The sequence below is a fragment of the Pseudomonas sp. 58 R 3 genome (assembly GCF_900006605.1).
Taxonomy (GTDB): domain Bacteria; phylum Pseudomonadota; class Gammaproteobacteria; order Pseudomonadales; family Pseudomonadaceae; genus Aquipseudomonas; species Aquipseudomonas salomonii.
This window is the reverse complement of the sequence record NZ_CVTT01000084.1, coordinates 181,723-200,807: the sequence shown is the minus strand read 5'-3', so window position 1 is coordinate 200,807 and position 19,085 is coordinate 181,723. Positions and strand designations below refer to the sequence as shown.

At 62.9% G+C, this 19,085-nt stretch carries 14 protein-coding genes; 12 read left to right on the top strand and 2 right to left on the bottom strand.

Features of this window, described 5'->3' with window-relative positions:
* Nucleotide 1: 1 nt before the first annotated feature.
* Together tssB and tssA are read right to left on the bottom strand one after the other, a co-directional pair.
* Entirely contained in the window at nt 2–508 is a 507-nt protein-coding gene (tssB, locus tag BFP92_RS27610; protein WP_017135823.1) for a type VI secretion system contractile sheath small subunit, read from the bottom strand.
* Between the two features lie 54 nt (nt 509–562).
* Nucleotides 563–1,582 carry a type VI secretion system protein TssA gene (gene tssA / locus BFP92_RS27605; protein ID WP_065931923.1) on the bottom strand — a complete coding sequence of 340 codons (1,020 nt, stop codon included), beginning with the start codon at nt 1,580–1,582 and terminating at the stop codon, nt 563–565.
* A 393-nt stretch (nt 1,583–1,975) separates the two neighbouring features.
* Here tssA and tagH point away from each other — a divergent pair, with 393 nt between their 5' ends.
* The 12 genes from tagH to tagQ all read left to right on the top strand — a co-directional run bounded on the left by tagH (nt 1,976) and on the right by tagQ (nt 18,965).
* Nucleotides 1,976–3,304, top strand: a complete 1,329-nt coding sequence (tagH, locus tag BFP92_RS27600) for a type VI secretion system-associated FHA domain protein TagH (protein WP_065931922.1) — start codon at nt 1,976–1,978, stop codon at nt 3,302–3,304.
* A gap of 56 nt (nt 3,305–3,360) precedes the next feature.
* Nucleotides 3,361–3,870 (top strand): type VI secretion system lipoprotein TssJ, encoded by a 510-nt coding sequence (gene tssJ, locus BFP92_RS27595; protein WP_065931921.1) that lies wholly within the window; start codon nt 3,361–3,363, stop codon nt 3,868–3,870.
* An 18-nt stretch (nt 3,871–3,888) separates the two neighbouring features.
* Entirely contained in the window at nt 3,889–5,223 is a 1,335-nt protein-coding gene (tssK, locus tag BFP92_RS27590) for a type VI secretion system baseplate subunit TssK (protein WP_065931920.1), read from the top strand.
* A gap of 6 nt (nt 5,224–5,229) precedes the next feature.
* On the top strand, nt 5,230–6,519 hold the full coding sequence (locus BFP92_RS27585) for a DotU family type VI secretion system protein (RefSeq protein WP_065931919.1): 1,290 nt from the start codon (nt 5,230–5,232) through the stop codon (nt 6,517–6,519).
* Complete coding sequence (gene tssM / locus BFP92_RS27580) at nt 6,516–10,016, top strand: type VI secretion system membrane subunit TssM (protein ID WP_065931918.1); 3,501 nt, start codon at nt 6,516–6,518, stop codon at nt 10,014–10,016. The genes BFP92_RS27585 and tssM overlap by 4 nt, the downstream gene beginning before the upstream one ends.
* Entirely contained in the window at nt 10,013–10,666 is a 654-nt protein-coding gene (tagF, locus tag BFP92_RS27575) for a type VI secretion system-associated protein TagF (RefSeq protein ID WP_065931917.1), read from the top strand. Before tssM ends, tagF begins: the two co-directional genes overlap by 4 nt.
* On the top strand, nt 10,667–11,386 hold the full coding sequence (locus BFP92_RS27570; protein WP_065931916.1) for a PP2C family protein-serine/threonine phosphatase: 720 nt from the start codon (nt 10,667–10,669) through the stop codon (nt 11,384–11,386).
* On the top strand, nt 11,383–14,361 hold the full coding sequence (locus BFP92_RS27565; RefSeq protein ID WP_065931915.1) for a serine/threonine-protein kinase: 2,979 nt from the start codon (nt 11,383–11,385) through the stop codon (nt 14,359–14,361). The genes BFP92_RS27570 and BFP92_RS27565 overlap by 4 nt, the downstream gene beginning before the upstream one ends.
* On the top strand, nt 14,361–15,065 hold the full coding sequence (locus BFP92_RS27560) for an ABC transporter ATP-binding protein (RefSeq protein WP_056860851.1): 705 nt from the start codon (nt 14,361–14,363) through the stop codon (nt 15,063–15,065). The genes BFP92_RS27565 and BFP92_RS27560 overlap by 1 nt, the downstream gene beginning before the upstream one ends.
* Nucleotides 15,065–16,249, top strand: coding sequence for an ABC transporter permease (locus BFP92_RS27555; RefSeq protein WP_065931914.1), 1,185 nt, complete (start codon nt 15,065–15,067; stop codon nt 16,247–16,249). The genes BFP92_RS27560 and BFP92_RS27555 overlap by 1 nt, the downstream gene beginning before the upstream one ends.
* On the top strand, nt 16,242–17,954 hold the full coding sequence (locus BFP92_RS27550; RefSeq protein WP_065931913.1) for a formylglycine-generating enzyme family protein: 1,713 nt from the start codon (nt 16,242–16,244) through the stop codon (nt 17,952–17,954). Before BFP92_RS27555 ends, BFP92_RS27550 begins: the two co-directional genes overlap by 8 nt.
* A gap of 84 nt (nt 17,955–18,038) precedes the next feature.
* Entirely contained in the window at nt 18,039–18,965 is a 927-nt protein-coding gene (tagQ, locus tag BFP92_RS27545) for a type VI secretion system-associated lipoprotein TagQ (RefSeq protein WP_065931912.1), read from the top strand.
* The last annotated feature ends 120 nt before the right edge of the window (nt 18,966–19,085 follow it).

The following is a 19,085-nucleotide window of genomic DNA, read 5'->3' as shown; positions in this document are numbered from 1 at the left end:
ATTACTGATCCCCTGCTGGCTTAGGCGCGCTGGCAAGTGCCTGAAGCAGTGCCGGGTCCTTGATCGCCTTCATGATGATTTCTTCAGCGCCAGTCTTGCCGTCCATGTAGGTCAGCAGGTTGGCCAACTGGGTGCGGGCTTCGAGCAGTTGCTTGAGGGAATCGACCTTGCGGGCTACGGCGGCCGGGCTGAAGTCGTCCATGCTTTCGAAGGTGATGTCCAGGCTCAGGTTGCCTTCGCCTGTCAACTCATTCGGTACGTGGAAGGCCACGCGTGGCTGCATGGCCTTGAGGCGCGAGTCGAAGTTGTCGACGTCTACCTCAAGGAACTTGCGATCAGCCACAGGCGCCAGCGGCTCGGCAGGCTTGCCGGCGAGGTCGGCCATCACGCCCATCACAAAGGGCAGCTGGACCTTTTTCTCGGCGCCGTAAAGCTCGACGTCGTACTCGATCTGCACTCGAGGCGCACGGTTGCGCGCGATGAATTTCTGAGAACTTTGCTTCGCCACGTTGCTGCTCCTGGTCGCTTGAGCGACGGTGTTGTTACTGCACAGTCCGGCGGCTTACTCGCTTTCCGGGCCGCGCAGGTTTTCAAATTGGGACATGCCGTCGGGGATCAGATTGCGCACGATGGCCGCAAAGTCGGCGTGCACCAGATGCTTAGCCCGGTTCAACAACACCGGCAGCGGGCTCGAAGGCTCGTGCCGGGTGTAGTACGCAAGGATCTTGTCGAGGCTGCGCAGCACGTCATCGCGGGTGGCGATGTCGCCCGTGGGGCGCGGTGCTGCGGGGGCGGCGGCGAAATCGACCGAGGGGGCATTGTCTTCACTGACGGCCTCGGGTTCGCTGCTGCCTGCAGGGTCGGGTACGGCTTGATTGAGGATCTGCAGCGCCTGCTTGAGCGGTTGCTTCAACAGGCTCAGGTCTACGCCCTGGGCCGAGCCGACCTGGTCGCTGACCTGTTGTTCGATGGCCTCGCAGGCGGCACGCGCGGCACTCAAGGCGTCGCGCGTGGCTTGCAGGTGTTCGGCGTCGCTGTCGAGGAACGCGGCATTGAGTTGCTGCGCGCCGAGTTGCTCATCCGGGAAGTTCGACAGGCCGCTGGCGTTGAGCGCCGCGCGCAGGCTCACCGGCCCGAACGTGCGCGAGCGCGTGAGGATGCTCTCGCGCAGCAGGCGAATGGTCGCGTCACTGGTCAAGCCGGACAGGGCGTTGATGCGCACGGTGGGGTCGTTATCGTCTTCGGCATCCAGGCGCGGGTACAGGTCGGCCCAGTATTCGCGCAGCAGCGCGTTGATCAACGTAAGGACTTCGGCAAGCCCGGCCACACCCTGGAGGGCGAGGGAGCTTTGCAACAGGAAATGGGTGATGCGCAGGTCTTTGCTGCGTTGCAACAAATCGAGGCTTTGCTGCTGGATGCTGCGCCATTGTGGTGGTTCGGCGGGCAGGATCGAGTCGCCCATGCTGCGCTCGGGCTGGCCCTTGGCGTCACGTTCCAGTTGAAGGAATTGCGCGTCATATTCCAGGTCTTCACCACAGGGCGAAGTCGCGGAAACGGCGGCGAGCAGCAACGGCACATCCACTTGATTCGATCTCCTTATCAGCCCGTTAGATGCCGGGCAACGCATGCATTAGTTGCGCAATGAACTTTGCATGTTTTCTTGGTCATATACTCAGCGTGCCACTATGGTGCCATCACTTATGTTCAAGAAGTTGTGCATTTTTGGTGTAGTAGTTACGCGTTGTCAAGGTAAGCTACTCGCCCTCTGTGACAGATGTGCGGTGTTTAACACACTGCGCGACTGACGGGTCTGACGGCGCCCCGAGACAGGATTTTTGTCACAGAAGCCGGTTAAGATCAGCGATCATGGTGACAAGAGCAGATTTTACGGTCGGTTGCACGACTTGGCAGGGCGTTTACGGTAAACGCCCTCCCTTGGAATAGACCGCGCGCGATGTATCAGCAAGGAGGCAAGATGTCGCTGTGTTTGACTATCACTAGTTATCACAAGATTACCCCTGGGCAATGCTCTGAAAAGTCCATGGATCAGGGCGTGATGGCTATTGGCCGCAATTCCGACAATGACTGGGTATTACCTGATCCAGAGCGGTTAGTCTCCTCGCAGCATTGCGTGATTCAATACAAAGATGGCCGTTACTATCTGACCGATAACAGTACAAACGGAGTGGAGCTGGTTAACGCCGGCATCCGGATGCGTAGAGGGAACAGCGAGCCGTTGCAAGATGGCGAGTTGATCCGCATCGGCGATTACGAGATCCAGGCGCGTATCGACTTCAACGTGCAGGCGCTTGATAGCCAGCCGTTCAGCGGCGATTCGGCGAACAGTTTTGAAGCGCTGATGGGCGCGGTGGCGAACAAGCCTGCACCTGTACCTGCGCCTGTGATCGCGCCGCAGTTCCAGGGCGCCTCGTCGATGGACACGCTGCCGGACCTGTTCGACTTCCTCACCCCGACCACCGTGCCGCCGCCAACTGTGGCGGACCACGTACCCAGCGAGCAGCACGATTTTCGTCCGCCAACGCCGTTCGCGGTGCCTGTGGTCGAAAAGCCCGCAGTGTCAGGCTCGGTGATTCCCGAAGATTGGGACTTGTTCGGCGACACGCCAGCGCCCGTCGTAGCAACTCCCCAGCCGGTTGCACCCGTTGAACCGCCCCTCGCGCCAATCATGCAGCCGGCCGCCCCGGACATTTCCTCGCAGCCCGACCTGCTCCAGGCGTTCCTGCGCGGCGCCGGGCTGGACCAATTGCGCCTCGACAAGGCTCAAGCCGAAGCACAAATGGAAAGCATCGGCTGCAGCTACCGCCTGATGGTCGAAGGCCTGATCGACGTGTTGCGTGCCCGCGCCAGCCTCAAAGGCGAGTTCCGCATGCAGCAGACCATGATCCAGCCGGCTGAAAACAACCCGTTGAAATTTGCGCCGAATGCTGACGAAGCCTTACTGCTGCTGCTTCGTCATGGCAACCAAGCGTTTATGGCGCCGGACGTTGCCGTGCGCGACAGTTTCGACGACCTGCGCGCCCACCAACTGGCAGTGATGGCCGGTGTGGAAGCGGCGATCAAACACCTGCTCACACGTTTTGAACCGGCACAGCTGGAAGAGCGCATGGGCAAGCCCGCCGGGCTGTCGAGCCTGTTCAACGGTTCGCGTCAGGCGCAGTACTGGCAGCAGTTCACCGAGCTCTACAGCAATATTTCCCGTGAGGCCCAGGAAGATTTCCAGGACCTGTTCGGTCGCGAATTCAGCCGGGCATACGAAGAACACAGCGCACGACAGCGACGCTAAAACGCGCCGCAATAATGGATAAAACGGATAGCTAAGTACGTCATTGAGGACGCAGGATGATTCCCAGGTTTTTACTCGCAGCCGCCACCGCACTGCTGCTGACGGCGTGTGCCAAGGACGCGGTCAAACCCGAGGCTGCCGCTGAAGCCGAGGCGGGCACTGCCGCCGTCGAGCTGCACTTTCACGCCATTGCCGGGCTAAACCCCGGCGCCAACGGCCAGGCCGCTCCGGTACGGGTGCGCATTTTCGAACTGAAAAATGCCGCCACCTTCAGTCGCTCCGACTACTTCGCCTTGGCCGATCGCGCGCAATCCACCCTTGGCCTGGACCTGCTGGACCAGGATGAAGTGATGATCCAGCCCGGCCAGCAATTGAGCATCCAGCGCGACCTTGACCCCTCCACACGCCAGATCGGTTTGTTGGTGGGCTATCGCGAGCTGGACCGCGCGCAATGGCGCACGGTGCTCACTGTTCCGGCGCGCCAATACACCGAATATCAGATCAGCCTCGATGTGCGTGCCGTGCGCGCCGACGTCGTGGTTCCCCCATCCAGCCCTGCCCAATAAGAAACCCTCGGAGCCCCCATGTCCTGGAACAATCGCGTGGTCTGGTCGGAAGGCATGTTCATCGGAACGCAGCACTTCCAGCAGCATGACCGTTACCTGGAAAACCTCATCGACGCGCGCAGCCGCCCGTTGTCCGCCGGTGCCTGGGGCTTCTCCGAGTTGCTGATCGATCAGGGCCTGCTGGCCCAGGGCAAGCTGGCGATCGTGTCGGCGCGTGGCCTGTTGCCCGACGGCACGCCGTTCAACATTCCCCAGGACGACCTGGCGCCGAGCCCGCTGAATATCGACGACAACCTGCGCGACGGCCTGGTGTACCTGGCCTTGCCGCTCAAGCGCGCCGGTGCGCGAGACACGGTGGATGAAGGTGAAGCGCTGGAAGCGGCGCGCTACGTAAGCCAGGTGCGCGAAGTGCGCGACGACAACGCGCCGTTTGAAAACCGCGCACCAGTGGCCGTGGGCTCCCGAGCGCTGCGCCTGTTGACTGCGCAGGATGGCATCAGTGACTACGCCGCCATCGGCCTGGTGCGCATCAAGGAAAAGCGTGCCGACCGCGCGCTGGTACTCGATGACACTTACATCCCGCCGGTGCTGGACGTGGCCGCGAGCAAACCACTGACTGCCTTTCGCAGCGAACTGCTCGGCCTGCTGCACCAGCGCGGCGAAGCCCTGGCGGGCCGCGTGGTCGCCTCGGGTGCGGGTGGTGCTTCGGAAATTGCCGACTTCATGCTGCTGCAATTGGTCAACCGGGCGCAGCCGCTGATCCAGCATTTGAGCCAGTTGAGCCCGCTGCACCCTGAGCGGCTTTTCAGCGAGTTGGTGAGCCTGGCGGGTGAGTTCGCCACGTTTTCCACCACGGGCCGGCGCCCGCAGGAATACCCGCAATACCAACATGATGACCTGGCCCTGAGCTTTGCCCCGGTGATGGCAGCATTGCGTGAAGCCTTGTCGATGCTGATCGACAGCAAAGCCACGCCGATCCCTATTGTGGAAAAAGCCTACGGCATCCACGTGGCCATGCTCGCCGACAAAACCCTGCTCGACAGTGCCAGTTTCATCCTCGTGGTCCGCGCCGACGTGCCCGGCGAAACCCTGCGCGCACGCTTCGGCCAGCAGAGCAAAGTCGGTTCGGTGGAGCACATCCGCGACATGGTCAACCTGCAACTGCCAGGCATCGGCCTGCTGCCGTTGCCGGTCGCGCCACGCCAGATCCCCTACCACGCAGGCTCCACCTATTACGAGTTGGACCGTGGCAGCGAGCACTGGCAGCAACTGAACAACTCCGGCGGGTTTGCCTTCCACATCGCCGGGCAGTTCCCGGGCTTGAACCTGGCCTTCTGGGCGATCCGAGGATAATTGGCGATGCATCCCAATGATGATGACCGCACTCAGTTCATGCCGCGTCCGGGTGGCCGGGAGCCTGCTCCCGCACGTGCGGAACCGGCGCCTTTGTCGATGCCGGCCGCGCCGATCCTCACCGGCAAAAGCCAGGGCCTGAACCCGTTGGAAAGCGCCGCCGGGCCGCTGCTGGCGTTGTTGACGCGCCTGCGCAACACCATCGCCCACCCAGCGCCGGCCAGTTTGCGTGCGCAGTTGCTGGCCTACCTGCGCCAGTTCGAAGAACGTGCTGAAGCCGCCGGTGTGGCGCGCAACGAAGTGCTGCTGGCGCGTTACGCGCTGTGTACGGCGCTCGATGAAGCCGTGCTCAGCACGCCCTGGGGCAGTACCAGTGACTGGGGCAAGCAGAGTTTGTTGATCACCGTGCACAACGAAGCCTGGGGCGGTGAAAAGGTCTTCCAGTTGCTCGACCATTGCCTGCAAAGCCCACGCGAGCGGTTGTACCTGCTGGAGCTGTTGTACCTGTGCATGTGCCTGGGTTTTGAAGGCCGCTATCGTGTGATGAATGACGGTCGCAGCCAGTTGGAAGCCTTGCGTGAACGCACCGCCGCAGCGATTCGCAGTGCGCGTGGCGAGCACGAGCGCGAACTCTCGCCGCATTGGCGCGGCGTGACCGTGGCGCGTGATCGCCTGGCGCAATTCATGCCGCCGTGGATCGCCGTGGCCATCGGCCTGGCGTTGCTGCTGACGTTACTGTTTGGGTTGCGCATGAAGCTGGCGTCGGATGCGGAACCGGTGTTCAAGAATATCCATGCCCTGGGCGAGATTCCCGTGCAGGCCATCGACCGCCCGGTGGCGCAACCTAAAGTCATCGAACGGCCGCGCCTGGCCGGCTTCCTGGTGGAAGACATCAAGGCGGGCCGCGTGGCGGTGGAAGACAAGGTCGACCGTTCCGTGGTGACGATTCGCGGCGATGAGCTGTTCGCATCTGCCAGCTCCAGCATCCGCGATGACTTCGAGCCGCTGATGCTGCGCATCGCTGACGCCATCCGCAAGGTCAAGGGCCAGGTCCGCGTGACCGGCCACAGCGACAACCGCCCGATTGCCACGCTGCGTTTCCCGTCCAACTGGGCATTGTCCGAAGCACGTGCCAAATCGGTGCTGGAGATTCTGGCGGCCAAGACCGGCCAGTCGGATCGCTTCAGTGCCGAAGGCCGCAGCGACACCGAGCCGGTGGCGACCAACGCTACTGCCGAAGGCCGTGCCCGTAATCGACGGGTTGAAATCACCGTATTGGCGGAGGGCGTCGAGTGAAGGCGTTTTTCAGTTTTATGATTCGCTGGGTGATCCCCGTACTGGGCCTGATTGCCCTGAGCCTGATCATCTGGTTTGTGGGGCCGTTGCTCGATGTGCTGGTGCCGGAAGGGCGGCGCTGGGCGCTGATCATCCTGGTGTTTGCGCTGTGGATCGCCTACCGCGTAGTGCGCATTATCCAGGCGCGCCGCCAGGCCGCCGAAGTGATGCGCAGCCTCGCCGCCGAAACCCCGGCCGACCCCAACAGCGTCGCCACCGCCGAAGAGTTGTCGGCCCTGCGCCAGCGCATGGACGAAGCCCTGGCATTGCTGAAAAAGGCCAAGCTCGGTGGTGATGAGCGCCGCAATCTCTATGAGCTGCCGTGGTACGTGATCATCGGCCCGCCGGGTTCGGGCAAGACCACCGCGCTGGTCAATTCCGGCCTGCACTTTCCACTTGCTGCACAGTTGGGCGCCGGTGCGGTGCGCGGTGTTGGCGGCACGCGTAACTGTGATTGGTGGTTTACCGACCAGGCCGTTTTGCTCGATACCGCCGGCCGCTACACCACCCAGGACAGCAACTCCACAGTGGATAAAGCTGCGTGGTTGGGCTTTCTCGATCTGCTGAAAAAGCAGCGTTCGCGTCGCCCGATTGATGGCGCGTTTATCGCCATCAGCCTCTCGGATCTGCTGCTCGGTACGGATGCCGAACGCGCCGCCCATGCGGCCGCAATTCGCCTGCGGATCCAGGAGCTGTACACCCAACTGGGTGTGCGATTCCCGATCTACCTGATGCTGACCAAGCTCGACTTGGTGCCGGGTTTCATGGAGTTCTTCGACAACCTGAGCAAGGAAGACCGCGCCCAGGTGTGGGGCATGACCTTCGCCCTGGACGACGGCAAAAACAGTGACAGCCCACTGGCCCATCTGCAAAGCGAGTTTGCCGGTCTTGAGCAGCGCCTGAACGAACGGCTGGTGGAACGCCTGCAACAGGAGCGTGACCCGGCGCGGCGTGACCTGATCTACGGTTTCCCGCAGCAGTTCGGCGCGTTGAAAGATTGCCTGCAAAGCTTCCTCGAAGGCGTGTTCAAACCCAACGCCTTCGAAGAGCGTGTGTTGCTGCGCGGTGTGTACTTCACCAGCGGCACCCAGGAAGGCAGCCCGATTGATCGCCTGATCGGCGCCATGGCCCAGAGCATGAACCTGGACCGCCAGCACCTGGCGCGACAGAGCGGCACCGGGCGCAGTTATTTTATCGAAAAATTATTCACCGCCGTGGCGTTTGCCGAGCGTGGGTTGGTGGGTGTAAACCCGAAAGTCGAGCGCCGCCGCAAGTGGATTGCACGCGGTGTGCTGGCAGCTACCGTCGCCTTGGTGGTGGTGGTCAGTGGCCTGTGGTGGGTAAGTTATCGCGCCAATCAGGCGTATATCGCCCAGGTTGATCAGAAGGTTGCGCCGCTCGGCCAGACGGTACAGAACCTCAGCCCGGCGCAGCGTGAAGTGCTGGCAGTGTTGCCGCTGCTCAATGCGATGAAGAACCTCGCGGGCGATTCGCCGAGCTGGTCCGAAGGCCTGGGCCTGTATCAGGGCGATATGCTCGAAGCCGAATCTGCCAGCGTCTACCGCAAGCTGTTGATCGCCGTGTTCGCGCCACGCCTGGTCACGCGCATCGAAGAGCAACTGCATGGTGGCGGCAATTCCGACTTCCTCTATGAAGGCCTCAAGGCCTACCTGATGCTCGCCGACAACGAGCACTACGACCCGGACTTCATCAAGGCCTGGGTCGCCCTGGATTGGGACCGCAACCTGCCGCGTGACCTGCCGGCCGATCAGCGCCAGGCGTTGAACGGGCACTTGCAGGCGCTGTTCGACCGCCACCCGCCGAATGCGCGGCTGGACCCACGCTTGATCGATGACCTGCGTCGCCAACTGCAACAGCTGCCGGTGGCGCAACGCGTGTACGACCGGGTCAAGCGCCAGAAGCTGCCCGAGGGCATCCCCGACTTTCGCCTCAACGAAGCCGCCGGCCGCGATGCCGCGCTGGTGTTCAGCCGTAAAAGCGGCAAGCCGTTGGGCGAGCCGTTGAGTGGGTTCTTCACTGCCAAAGGCTATCGTCAGGCCTTCCTGCTCAGCAGCCTGAACCAGACCGGCACCCTGGCCGAAGAGCAATGGGTACTGGGCCGTGAACAGGCCGATCAACAGAACGTGGTGAGCCTGGCCGCCGACGTGCGCCGCCTGTACTTCCAGGACTACCAGCGCCAATGGGACGCCTTGCTCGCGGACATCGACTTTGTGCCGATCACCAGCGTGGCCCAGGCGGCCGATGTGCTGCGGGTGATTTCCGGCCCCACTTCGCCGCTGAAAAAGCTGCTGGTAGCCGTCGCCAAGGAGACCGACCTGCAAGCTGAAGAACGCCAATTGGCCGCCAAAGGCGTGCCGGTGGAAGGCGGCGTCGACAAGCTCAAGGAGCGCCTCGGCAGCCTGCTCGGCCAGGAGCAACCAAGCGCTAATGCACCGCAAGCGGCGGACGATCCGGTGACCGCGCACTTTGCCGAACTCAATAGCATCGTCAGCAAAAACGAAGGCGAACCCGCGGCCATCGACGGCCTGCTGGCGGACATGAACGCGCTGTATGTGCAAGTCAGCGCCATGGTCGGCGCCAGTGGTGACGCCTTGCTCGGCGAGGCCAAGAACCAGGCGGCGGCTGCGGCCACGCGGGTCAGCTTGAATGCCGAACGCCAGCCCCCGCTGGTGCAGGGCATGGTCAAGTCGGTGGTCAACTCCACCACCAACAGCATGATGGGCGGGGTGCGTAACCAGCTGAATGCGGCGTGGGTGAGTGAAGTGGTCAACGTGTATCGCCAGTCTCTGGCAGGCCGTTATCCGATGTCGCCGGGCAGCGCGCGGGACGCCACGCTGGATGACTTCGGCCAGTTCTTCGGCGTGGGCGGGGTGATGGATAACTACTTCCGCAAATACCTGCAGCCTTACGTGGATACATCCACGCAGACCTGGCGCTGGCAGCCGGGCGCGGCGCAAAAGCTCGGGATTGCACCGGGCGTGCTGCAAACCTTCCAGCGTGCGGCGGCTATTCGTGACGCGTTCTTCAGATCGGGGGGCACCCAGCCGATCGTGCGTTTCGAGCTCAAGCCGGTGTCGATGGACCCGACCATCACCCAGTTCCTGCTCGACCTCGACGGCCAGCAACTGAGCTACGACCACGGCCCAAGCCGCCCGGTGGCGATGCAATGGCCCAACCCCGGCAGCATTGGCGTGGTGCGTATTTCGATCATGCCGCCGTCAGCCAGTGGCCGTTCCGGCGTGACCCTGGACGGCCCGTGGGCGTGGTTCCGCCTGCTGGAACAATCGGACCTGAGTGCCGGCAACTCACCGGACCGTTTCAACCTGCGTTTGCGGGTTGATGGCGCGAGCATCGCCTACGAGTTGCGCGCCAACAGCGCCTTCAACCCGTTCAAAAGCCGCGTACTCAGTGGCTTCAGCCTGCCGGAGCGGCTATGACCACGCTAGGCTTCTACGGCAAGTTGGCCAGCCGCGGCGACTTTGTCAGCCGCGCCTTGCCCCAGAGTTTTATCGGCCCGTGGGACAGCTGGCTGGCCGCCGGTTTGCTCGCCAGCCAGAACAGCCTGGGCGGCGATTGGCTCAACGTCTATCTGGTCAGCCCGTTGTGGCGTTTTGTGCTGGCACCGGGCGTGTGCGGGCCGGACGCGGCGACAGGTGTGGTGATGCCGAGCATTGATCGGGTCGGGCGCTATTTCCCGTTGGCCGTAGTGGCGTTGCTTGATCACGACACTAACCCGGCGTCATTGGTGGGCGGTCCGGATACGTGGTTTGAGCAGGCTGAAGAGCTGTTGCTCAGCACCCTGGATACTGACGCCACGTTCGAACGTTTCAACGATGGCGTCGACAGCCTGGGCCTCCCGGCCAGTGAGCAACGCGCGGTCGACAGTCGCTTCGCGGGCCTGCAACGGGTCGCCGCCACTGTGCCCCACAGCCGCATGACCGCACTGGCCGAGCAGGCCTGTGAAGGTGCCAGCCTGTGGTGGGGCCGTGGCTCACAACGTATTTCACCCGGTTTATTGCGGTGCCAGGGTTTGCCGGCTGCCGGCGATTTTGCGCAGTTTTTGCTCGGACAAGAAGGTGTGGTGTAGATGGGGGCGACGTTTAAATCCGCGAGCAAAAGCCATGTGGGCATGGTGCGTCAGGTCAATGAAGACGCGTGCCTGGACCTGCCGGAAAACCGCCTGTGGGTTGTGGCCGATGGCATGGGCGGGCATGCGGCCGGTGATTACGTCAGCAGCCTGATCGTCGACAGCCTGCGCAATGTGTCGGTGGGGCGCTCACTGGATGAATACTCGGCTGCCTTGCGCAATGACCTGATTCGCATCAACGCCACGGTGCGCGAAGAAACCGCTAACCGTGGCGTGAGCATGATGGGCAGCACTGTGGTGGTGCTTGCCGCACGTGGCCTGCGTGGCGTGTGTTTATGGGCCGGCGACAGTCGCCTGTACCGCCTGCGCGAGGGGCAGCTGGAGAGCATTTCCCGTGACCACAGCTACGTGCAGGACCTGCAAGACAGCGGCCTGCTCAGCGAAGCCGACGCGCGCGTGCATCCCCGTGCCAATATTGTCACCCGCGCGGTGGGCGTGGAGGCCCAGCTGGAAGTGGCGGTGGCTGACCTGTTGATTTCCCCCGGTGACAGCTACCTGCTGTGCAGCGATGGCCTTAACAAGACCGTTGAAGACCATGAGATCCGCGAAGTGCTGAGCCATGATGCGCCGGATGAAATTGTGCGCAGCCTGGTGCACCTGGGGCTCAATCGCGGCGCGCCGGACAATATCACTGCCATTGTCGTGAAGGTCTCGCCATGAACATTGTGATCCCGGGCTACGACATCGAAGGCGAGATCGGCGAAGGCGCCATGGCCAGCGTGTACCTGGCGACCCAGCGCTCGCTGGAGCGCAAGGTGGCCTTGAAGGTGATGGCCGCGGCGCTGGCGGCCGACCCGAGCTTCTGCGAGCGCTTCCTGCGCGAGGGCAAGACCCTGGCGCGCCTGTCGCATCCGCACACGGTGACCATCCATGACATCGGCAATGTCGGTGAGCTGTACTACATGGCCATGGAATACCTGCCCAACGGCACGCTCAAAGAGCGCATCGCCGCCGGCCTGACGCCGGAGCAGGGCGTGACGCTGATTCGCCAGATCGCTTCGGCGTTGGGCTATGCGCATGCGCAGGGTTTGGTGCACCGCGACGTCAAACCGGCGAACATTCTGTTTCGCGCTGACGGCACCGCCGTACTGTCGGACTTCGGCATCGCCAAGTCCCTGGACGATCGCACCCAGTTCACTCAAGCCGGCTTTGCCGTGGGCACGCCGAGCTACATGAGCCCGGAGCAGGCGCGAGGCCAGGAAATTGATGGCCGCGCCGACCTGTATGCGCTGGGCGTGGTGCTCTACGAAATTCTGGTTGGCAAGCTGCCGTATAACGGCACTGATGCGCTGTCCACTGCGCTGGCGCATCTGACCGAGCCGCTGCCGGAACTGCCGGTGCACCATGGCCGTTATCAGGACGTGCTGCGCAAGCTGTTGGCCAAAGACCCCGCCGAGCGTTTTCCGGATGCGGCGGCGTTGCTGCGTGCGCTGGACCAACTGCCCGCAGACTCGCCGGAAGCCACGTTGGTACGGCCGTTACCGATTCCGCTGAGTTTTGACTTGGCCGGAATGACGCCGGTGTCCATCGACATTCCGACCGACAAACCCCAGCCGCAACCGGTGCGTCAGCCGGTGGTGACGCCGACGCAACACCGCGCCGTGTCCGAACAGCGCCGTGGCCCGATGTTGGCCCTGGCCGCCGTGGCCGTGGCGGTGGCACTGGCCATTGGTGGCGCCAGTTACTGGTGGCTGAGCGGCAGCGATGAACCTGCCAAACCGCCTGTCGCCGTGGTGCCCAAAACCTCACCACCGCCGCAGGTAAAGCCGGCAGTGGCTGAGGCGGATGGCGGCCAGCGGCCGTTGCTGATGGCGGGCAAAAAGACCTTGTTCCAGCGCGTGCTCAGCAAGCCGGGCGCCAAGCTTTCCCATGATGCCGGTGGTGCAGCAGGCGAAGCTCTGCCGGCGTTTTCGGTGCTCTATGTTTACCAGCGCAAAGACATCGACGGCAGCCCGTGGGTGCGCGTCGGCGCCGCTACCGATGGGCGCAGCGATGGGTGGTTGCCCGCCGCTCAAGTCAGCGACTGGAAGCAAAGCCTGGTGCTCAAGTTCACCGAGCGCTCGGGCCGCGCGCCGGTGATGTTCCTGCGCCAACCGGCTGAGGTGGAAAAGCTGTTGGCTGATCCCGCCGCCGCCAAAAACGTGTTGGCCAAGGCGCAGAAGAACCGCGAAGACAATCAACAGGTGCTGGCGCTTGAGCCGACGGCCAGCGCCGTGCCGCAAAACCAGTTTTACCTGCTGCCGATTTTTGACTCCAAAGAGAGCTTCGACGAAAACGGCCAGCCGGTGCAGTTGCTCAATGTGGCGTCCATCGACCCGGGCAGCGCGGCGGCCAAGCCGGCTACCAAAGCGATCGCTGCAGACGCTTTCCGCACGGCGGTGGTGTTGGTGGTCGACACGACGGTTTCGATGCAGCCTTACATCGACCAGGTTCGCGATGTGGTGCATGAGTTGCAAACCCGCATTGCCGAGCGCGGCGAGCTTGATAGCGTGAGCTTCGGGCTGGTGGGGTTTCGCAACAGCATCAAGAAAACCCCCGGTTTGGAATACGTCGCCAAGACGCTTATTACCCTTGATCAGGGGCGCGACCCGCAACGTTTCCTCGACATGGCGCGCCAGGTCAAAGCGTCAACGGTGTCCAGCCACTCGTTCAACGAAGATGCATTTGCCGGGGTGATGCAGGCGGTCGATGGCATGGACTGGTCCGGCTACGGCGGGCGCATCATTTTGCTGGTCACCGATGCCGGCGCGCTGCGCAAGAACGACCCCTTTGCCGCCACCCAGATGAACGAAGCCGAAGTGCGTCAGGCGGCACTCGGCAAGCAGATCAAGATTTACGCCTTGCACCTGCGCACCGATGCCGGCAAGAAAACCCACGCCGGTGCCGAAACCCAGTACCGCGTGCTCACCGCCGACGCCAATCCGCAGATCGGCGACCTTTACACGCCGGTACCCGGTGGTGATGTACACAAACTGGGCGAGCGGGTTGATGAGATTGGTACAGTGTTCGCCAACCTGGTGCACCAGGTTCGCAGCGACACACCGCAACCGGTGCCGCTGCTGAGCAGCGCGCCGAGCCTGGCGGACAAATCCGCAGCAGTCGGCTACGCCATGCACATGGACTTCCTTGGCCGTAAAACCGCGAGCCAGGCGCCGCAACTGGTCAGCGCCTGGACCGCCGATCGCGACCTGACCAACCCGGCGCTGCCGGCGTTCCAGGTGTGCGTGATGCTCACCAAATTGCAGCTCAACGACCTGCAGCAATCGCTGAAACTGATCGTGGATGCCGCGCGCAAAACCCAAACCTCGCCCAAGGATTTCTTCCAGGAAATTGCCAGCGCTTCGGCCTATATGAGCCGTGACCCGCAGGCCCTGCGCAAGGGCGGTAACCTGGCCGATGGCGGCCTGCTCGGTGAGTACCTGGAAGGCCTGCCGTACCGCAGCAAGTCGCTGAACATGACCCAGGACTTGTGGTTGTCGCTGAGTGTGGCCGAGCAGGAAGACTTTATCGACGAGCTGGATTCGAAAATCCGCCTCTACGAAACCTTTCACAATGATGTGGCCAACTGGGTCCGTTTCGGCGATGCCGAGCCGGGCGATGCGTTGTACCGCGTGCCGTTGTCGACGCTGCCGTAATGCTGAACTTGAGCGCGGTACACAAAAGCCGGGGCACGGGCAGCCAGCGTTACAGCCTGGTGATTCCGGCCTTGCAGCTGCGTGCCGGTGAGCAACTGGCGATTGTCGGGCCCAGCGGCTGCGGCAAAAGCACGTTGCTGGATTTGCTCGCGCTGGTGTTGGCGCCGGATCAGGCCGGTCAGTTTGAATTCGACAACACCGATATCGGCGGGCTATGGCGTGCCGATCAGCAATCTACCCTGGCTGCGCTGCGCAGCCGGCACTTGGGTTATGTGCTGCAAACCGGTGGCCTGCTGGGTTTTCTCGATGTGCGCAGCAATATCGCCTTGTCGCGGCAATTGCTGGGTTTGAAAGATGACGGCAGCGTGACGCGTCTGGCGGGGCAGCTGGAGATCAGTGACCAGTTGGCGAAGAAACCGGCGGACCTGTCGGTAGGCCAACGCCAGCGCGTGAGTTGCGCCCGTGCCCTGGCCCATGCGCCGCAGCTGGTGCTGGCGGATGAGCCGACCGCGTCGCTGGACCCGCTGAATGCCGAGCGCGTGATGCAGGCGCTGCTGGCCCAGGCCCGCGAACACCGTGCCGCCTGCGTGATCGCCACCCATGACGAACCCCTGGCCCGCGCCAGCGGCTTGCAGGTACGGCGCATCGGTTGCCGCCGCGACCCTGACGGCGGCGTCACGGCCACGCTCGGGGAGGTGTGCTGATGCGCATCGGCGTGGTGGCCTCGCTGGCCTGGCGGGATTTCCGCAATGATGCCTGGCTGTCGGCCTGTTCGGTGCTGGCGCTGGTGGCGGTGATCGCGCCGCTGCTGGTGTTATTCGGCCTGAAATTTGGACTGGTTGGCAGTTTGACCGAACGTTTGGAGACCGATCCGGCCACCCGTGAAATTATCCCATTGGGCGGTGGGCGATTCAGCAGCGAATTTATTCGGCAGCTGGGTCGGCGCAGCGATGTGGCCTTTGCCGTGCCGCGTACCCGGCAAATTGCGGCGACCGCGCAGGTGGGCACACTGGCGTTGGAAATGCTGCCGACGGCGGCGGGTGACCCGCTGCTCAGTGGTTTGCCGATGCCCAAGGGCCTGGACCAGATCGTGCTGAGCCACACCGCAGCCGAAAAGCTTGCGGCGCGGCCTGGGGATTGGCTGGAAACCCGCTTTGCGCGGCAAGTGGCGGGGCGTGTCGAGGCCCAGCGCACCCGCTTGCAAGTGCTGGCGGTGTTGCCGTTGGAAGCCTTCGCCCGTGACGGTTTGTTTGCTGATTTGGGTTTGCTGGAAGCAGCGGAAGATTACCGCGATGGCCGTGCCGTACCGGCGTTGGGCTGGGACGGGGATGCGGTCGGGGTGAGCGAGCAGCGTGTGTACCCGGCGTTTCGTCTATACGCGCGCACCCTGACTGATGTGGAGCCGCTGCGGGTGTATTTCGCCGGGCAGAATCTGTTGGTGTCGACCCAGGCACAGACCATCGCCCAGGTGCAGTCGTTGAGCCGCAACCTGTCGTTGGTATTCTGGATTATTGCCGGGCTGGCCTTGGTTGGGGCGTTTGCAGCGATCTTCGCCGGGGCGTTGGCGGCGGTTGCACGCAAGCGGCGGGAATTGTCGGTGCTGCGCCTGTTGGGGTTTTCCACCGGCGCACTGTTGTTGTTTGTGGTGTTGCAGGCGCTGTACAGCGCAGGGTATGCCGCCGTGCTGAGCGCCGGGCTGTATGGCCTGGCCGAGGCCGCTTTGAATAAACTATTTGTGCAGGGGGCGGGCGAATACGCCAGTCACCTGTTGGCGCGTCACTACGCCCTGGCCCTGGTCGCAATCCTCGGCGTCAGCGCCGTGGCGGCGGCCTGCGGCGGTTGGCGAGTGGCGCGTATCCAGGCTTCTGAAGGAATCAGAGATGTATAAGTTACTGGGCGCCTGTGTGGCGCTGAGCCTGGCCTCGTTGGCCTGGGCCGATGAAGCGAGTGACAAACTTGATAACCCCAAGCCGTTGGCGGATGACGTGAGCCTGCCGCTGCCCTGCGAAGGCAACATGGTGTTCCGCTACGCCTACGTGTTGGCCCAAGGCACGCTGGATGACCGCGAGATCAGCCTCGGTTATCCCTTTGCCGAAGGCGAGGCGGGTTATCAGCAGTCGTTTATTTCCGGCTACCGTCGCGACTTTATCAACGGCCAGTTCACGCTCAAGGATTTGCCCAAGGGCTGGAACACAGTCATCGCGCCATTGATGCCGAAAACCGACGCCAAGACGCCGCTCAAGCCGATGCTGTATTTCATCGGCAAGTACGAAGTGACCGCCCGCCAGTATGCGCAGGTGATGTCCCAGGCACAGTCGCTGGCCAGCGGCGAGCCGGCACCTGCGTGTGATGCACCGACCGGCATGGCTGCGCGCCTGCCCAAGGTGAAATTGTCGCGCTTTGAAGCGGAGCGTTTTTCGGCGGTGTACAGCGCCTGGCTGATGAAGTACCACCGTGAGCTGCTGCCGGTGAGCGGCCGCGGCTCTTCTGCCGATGACGGCGGCCTGGGTTTTGTGCGCCTGCCCACCGAAGTGGAATGGGAATACGCCGCACGCGGTGGCCAGGCGGTGAGCCGTCAGGAACTGGAAGGGCGGTTGTTCCCGCGCCGCGTCGAAGGCAGCGAAAGCGATGGCCCGCTGGGTGACTACGCAGTGTTCAACCAGGTCGCTGGCGGCACTGGCCAGGCAGCGCGCTTGATGCCCATCGGCACCAAATTGCCCAACCCTATCGGCCTGTTCGATGTGATCGGCAACGCGGCGGAAATGGTCCAGGAATCCTTCCAACTGGTGCACGCCGGGCGTCGTCAGGGCACCTACGGTGGCTTCGTGGTCAAGGGCGGCAACTACCTGGAAGGCGAGGGCACGCTGTTTACCGGTATGCGCCGCGAGTACCCGTTATTCGCCGCTGACGGCACCGAGCAAAGCAACGAAACCACCGGTTTTCGCGTAGCGATCGGCGCGCTGTCGGCGCCGCGTTCGCGCTACAAGGAGCTGTTCGCCCAGTGGCAGAAAGAAGGCCGCCTGGCTTCGCTGACTGACGCCATCGATGACGCTCAGGACCCGACCAAGCGCCTGGACAGCATCATCGCAGCCAGTGTCGACCCAAAACTGCAAGCCGAACTCGGCCTGGTCAACGAAGAGCTGAAACGCAACGTCTCGTTGATCGCCCAGCAGCGCGAAGAAGCCGCGGGCAACCTGATCCAGTCGGCCGCGTTGGTGGCCGAGACCATCAGCAATTACAACATCCGCCTGGCCAACCTGCAGAAGAGCCGCCAACAGGCCAAAGACAATAAGGATGAGGCCAGCGCGCAACTGTTCGACATGGCCATCACCAATGGCCGCAGCGCCCTCGACGGCGCGGTGGCGATTTACATCGACAACCTGGCCACCGGCACGCGTTACACCGATGCGGTGATCCAGGCCCAGTTTCAAAGGATCAAGGAAGAGTTGGATCGCAAGCCAGTGCTCGGCAAGAGCCTGGTGACGCGCGCGACACTGTTCGTTCGCCATGTCGGCAACTACCGCAAGCAACAGCGGGCCGACCCGGCAACGATCTTGAAGGAACTGCTCGCAGCGAGCGGTCAGCGGTCTTGACCGTTGGTTGTGCGGCGAGCTTGGAAGGGACTCAGTCGGCGGTGGGCCGTGCTGGGCAAGTCAAACTTAACAGAGAACACACCTATGCTTTTTTCCCGTAAGGCGGTTTCCAAGCGTCACCTGCTGCTGATCGCAGCCGGTTTCAGCACCGTGTTGACCGGTTGCGCCACGTCGCCGGCCTCCAAGGTCGCGTCGAGCACCAAGGTCGAGTACTACCCTAACTGCTACGAGCCGGTGCAGCACCTGCGTGCAACCGATTCGAACATGACCAAGTCGGTCGTGACGGGTGCCGCCCTGGGCGCAGCCGGCGGTGCATTGCTGGGAGCATTGACCGGCGACTCCGAAAAGCGCGGCCGTAATGCCGCCATCGGTGCAGCGGGCGGTGCCCTGGCGGGTGGCGCAGCAGGTTATTACACCGAGCGTCAGAAGCAGATCACCGATGACAACCAGCGCATCGCGTCGTACTCCACCGACTTCAACAAGAGCGCCTCTGACATCGACCGCAGCACCGCGTATGCCAAGGCATCCCAGCAGTGCTACCAGAGCGCGTTCACCAAGCTGGTGAATGATCGCAAGGCCAAGACCGTCAACGACACTGAAGGCCGCAAACGCCTGGCGGAAATCGTGGCGGGCTTGAAAGAGTCCAATGACCTGATCGTTGCCGTGAACGGCAAGGCCAGCGAAGACTTGAACAACTACACCCAGGCTTACGAGCAAGACCTGAAACAAGTGGGTGTGCAGCGTGCTGACGTGGTGACCGTGGCCCAGGCCGACACGACGCCGCAGGTGGTGCCGGCGAAGAAGGGCAAGACGCCTGCCAAAGTCGCCAAAAAACCGGTGCTGCCAACCGTGCCGAAAGAAGCGGTGACCACCGAGAAGAGCATTCAGACCGTGCAAACCAAGCAGGCTGAAAGCAAGCAGGTGGCCAGCGCCGGTAAGGCGCAGATCGAAGGCACCTGCCGCGATCCGAACCTGGCCGACTGGGCGCCAGTGCCGTGCCCTAACGTTTAAGTAATATTGTTGCTATAAGCGTTAAACGCCTGCCGATCTCCTGCTAAAGCGCGAGATCGGTGGCGTTCTGCCGGTAAATCGTTACACTGCTGCGGCCACTTAATAAATACACTGAGGCTG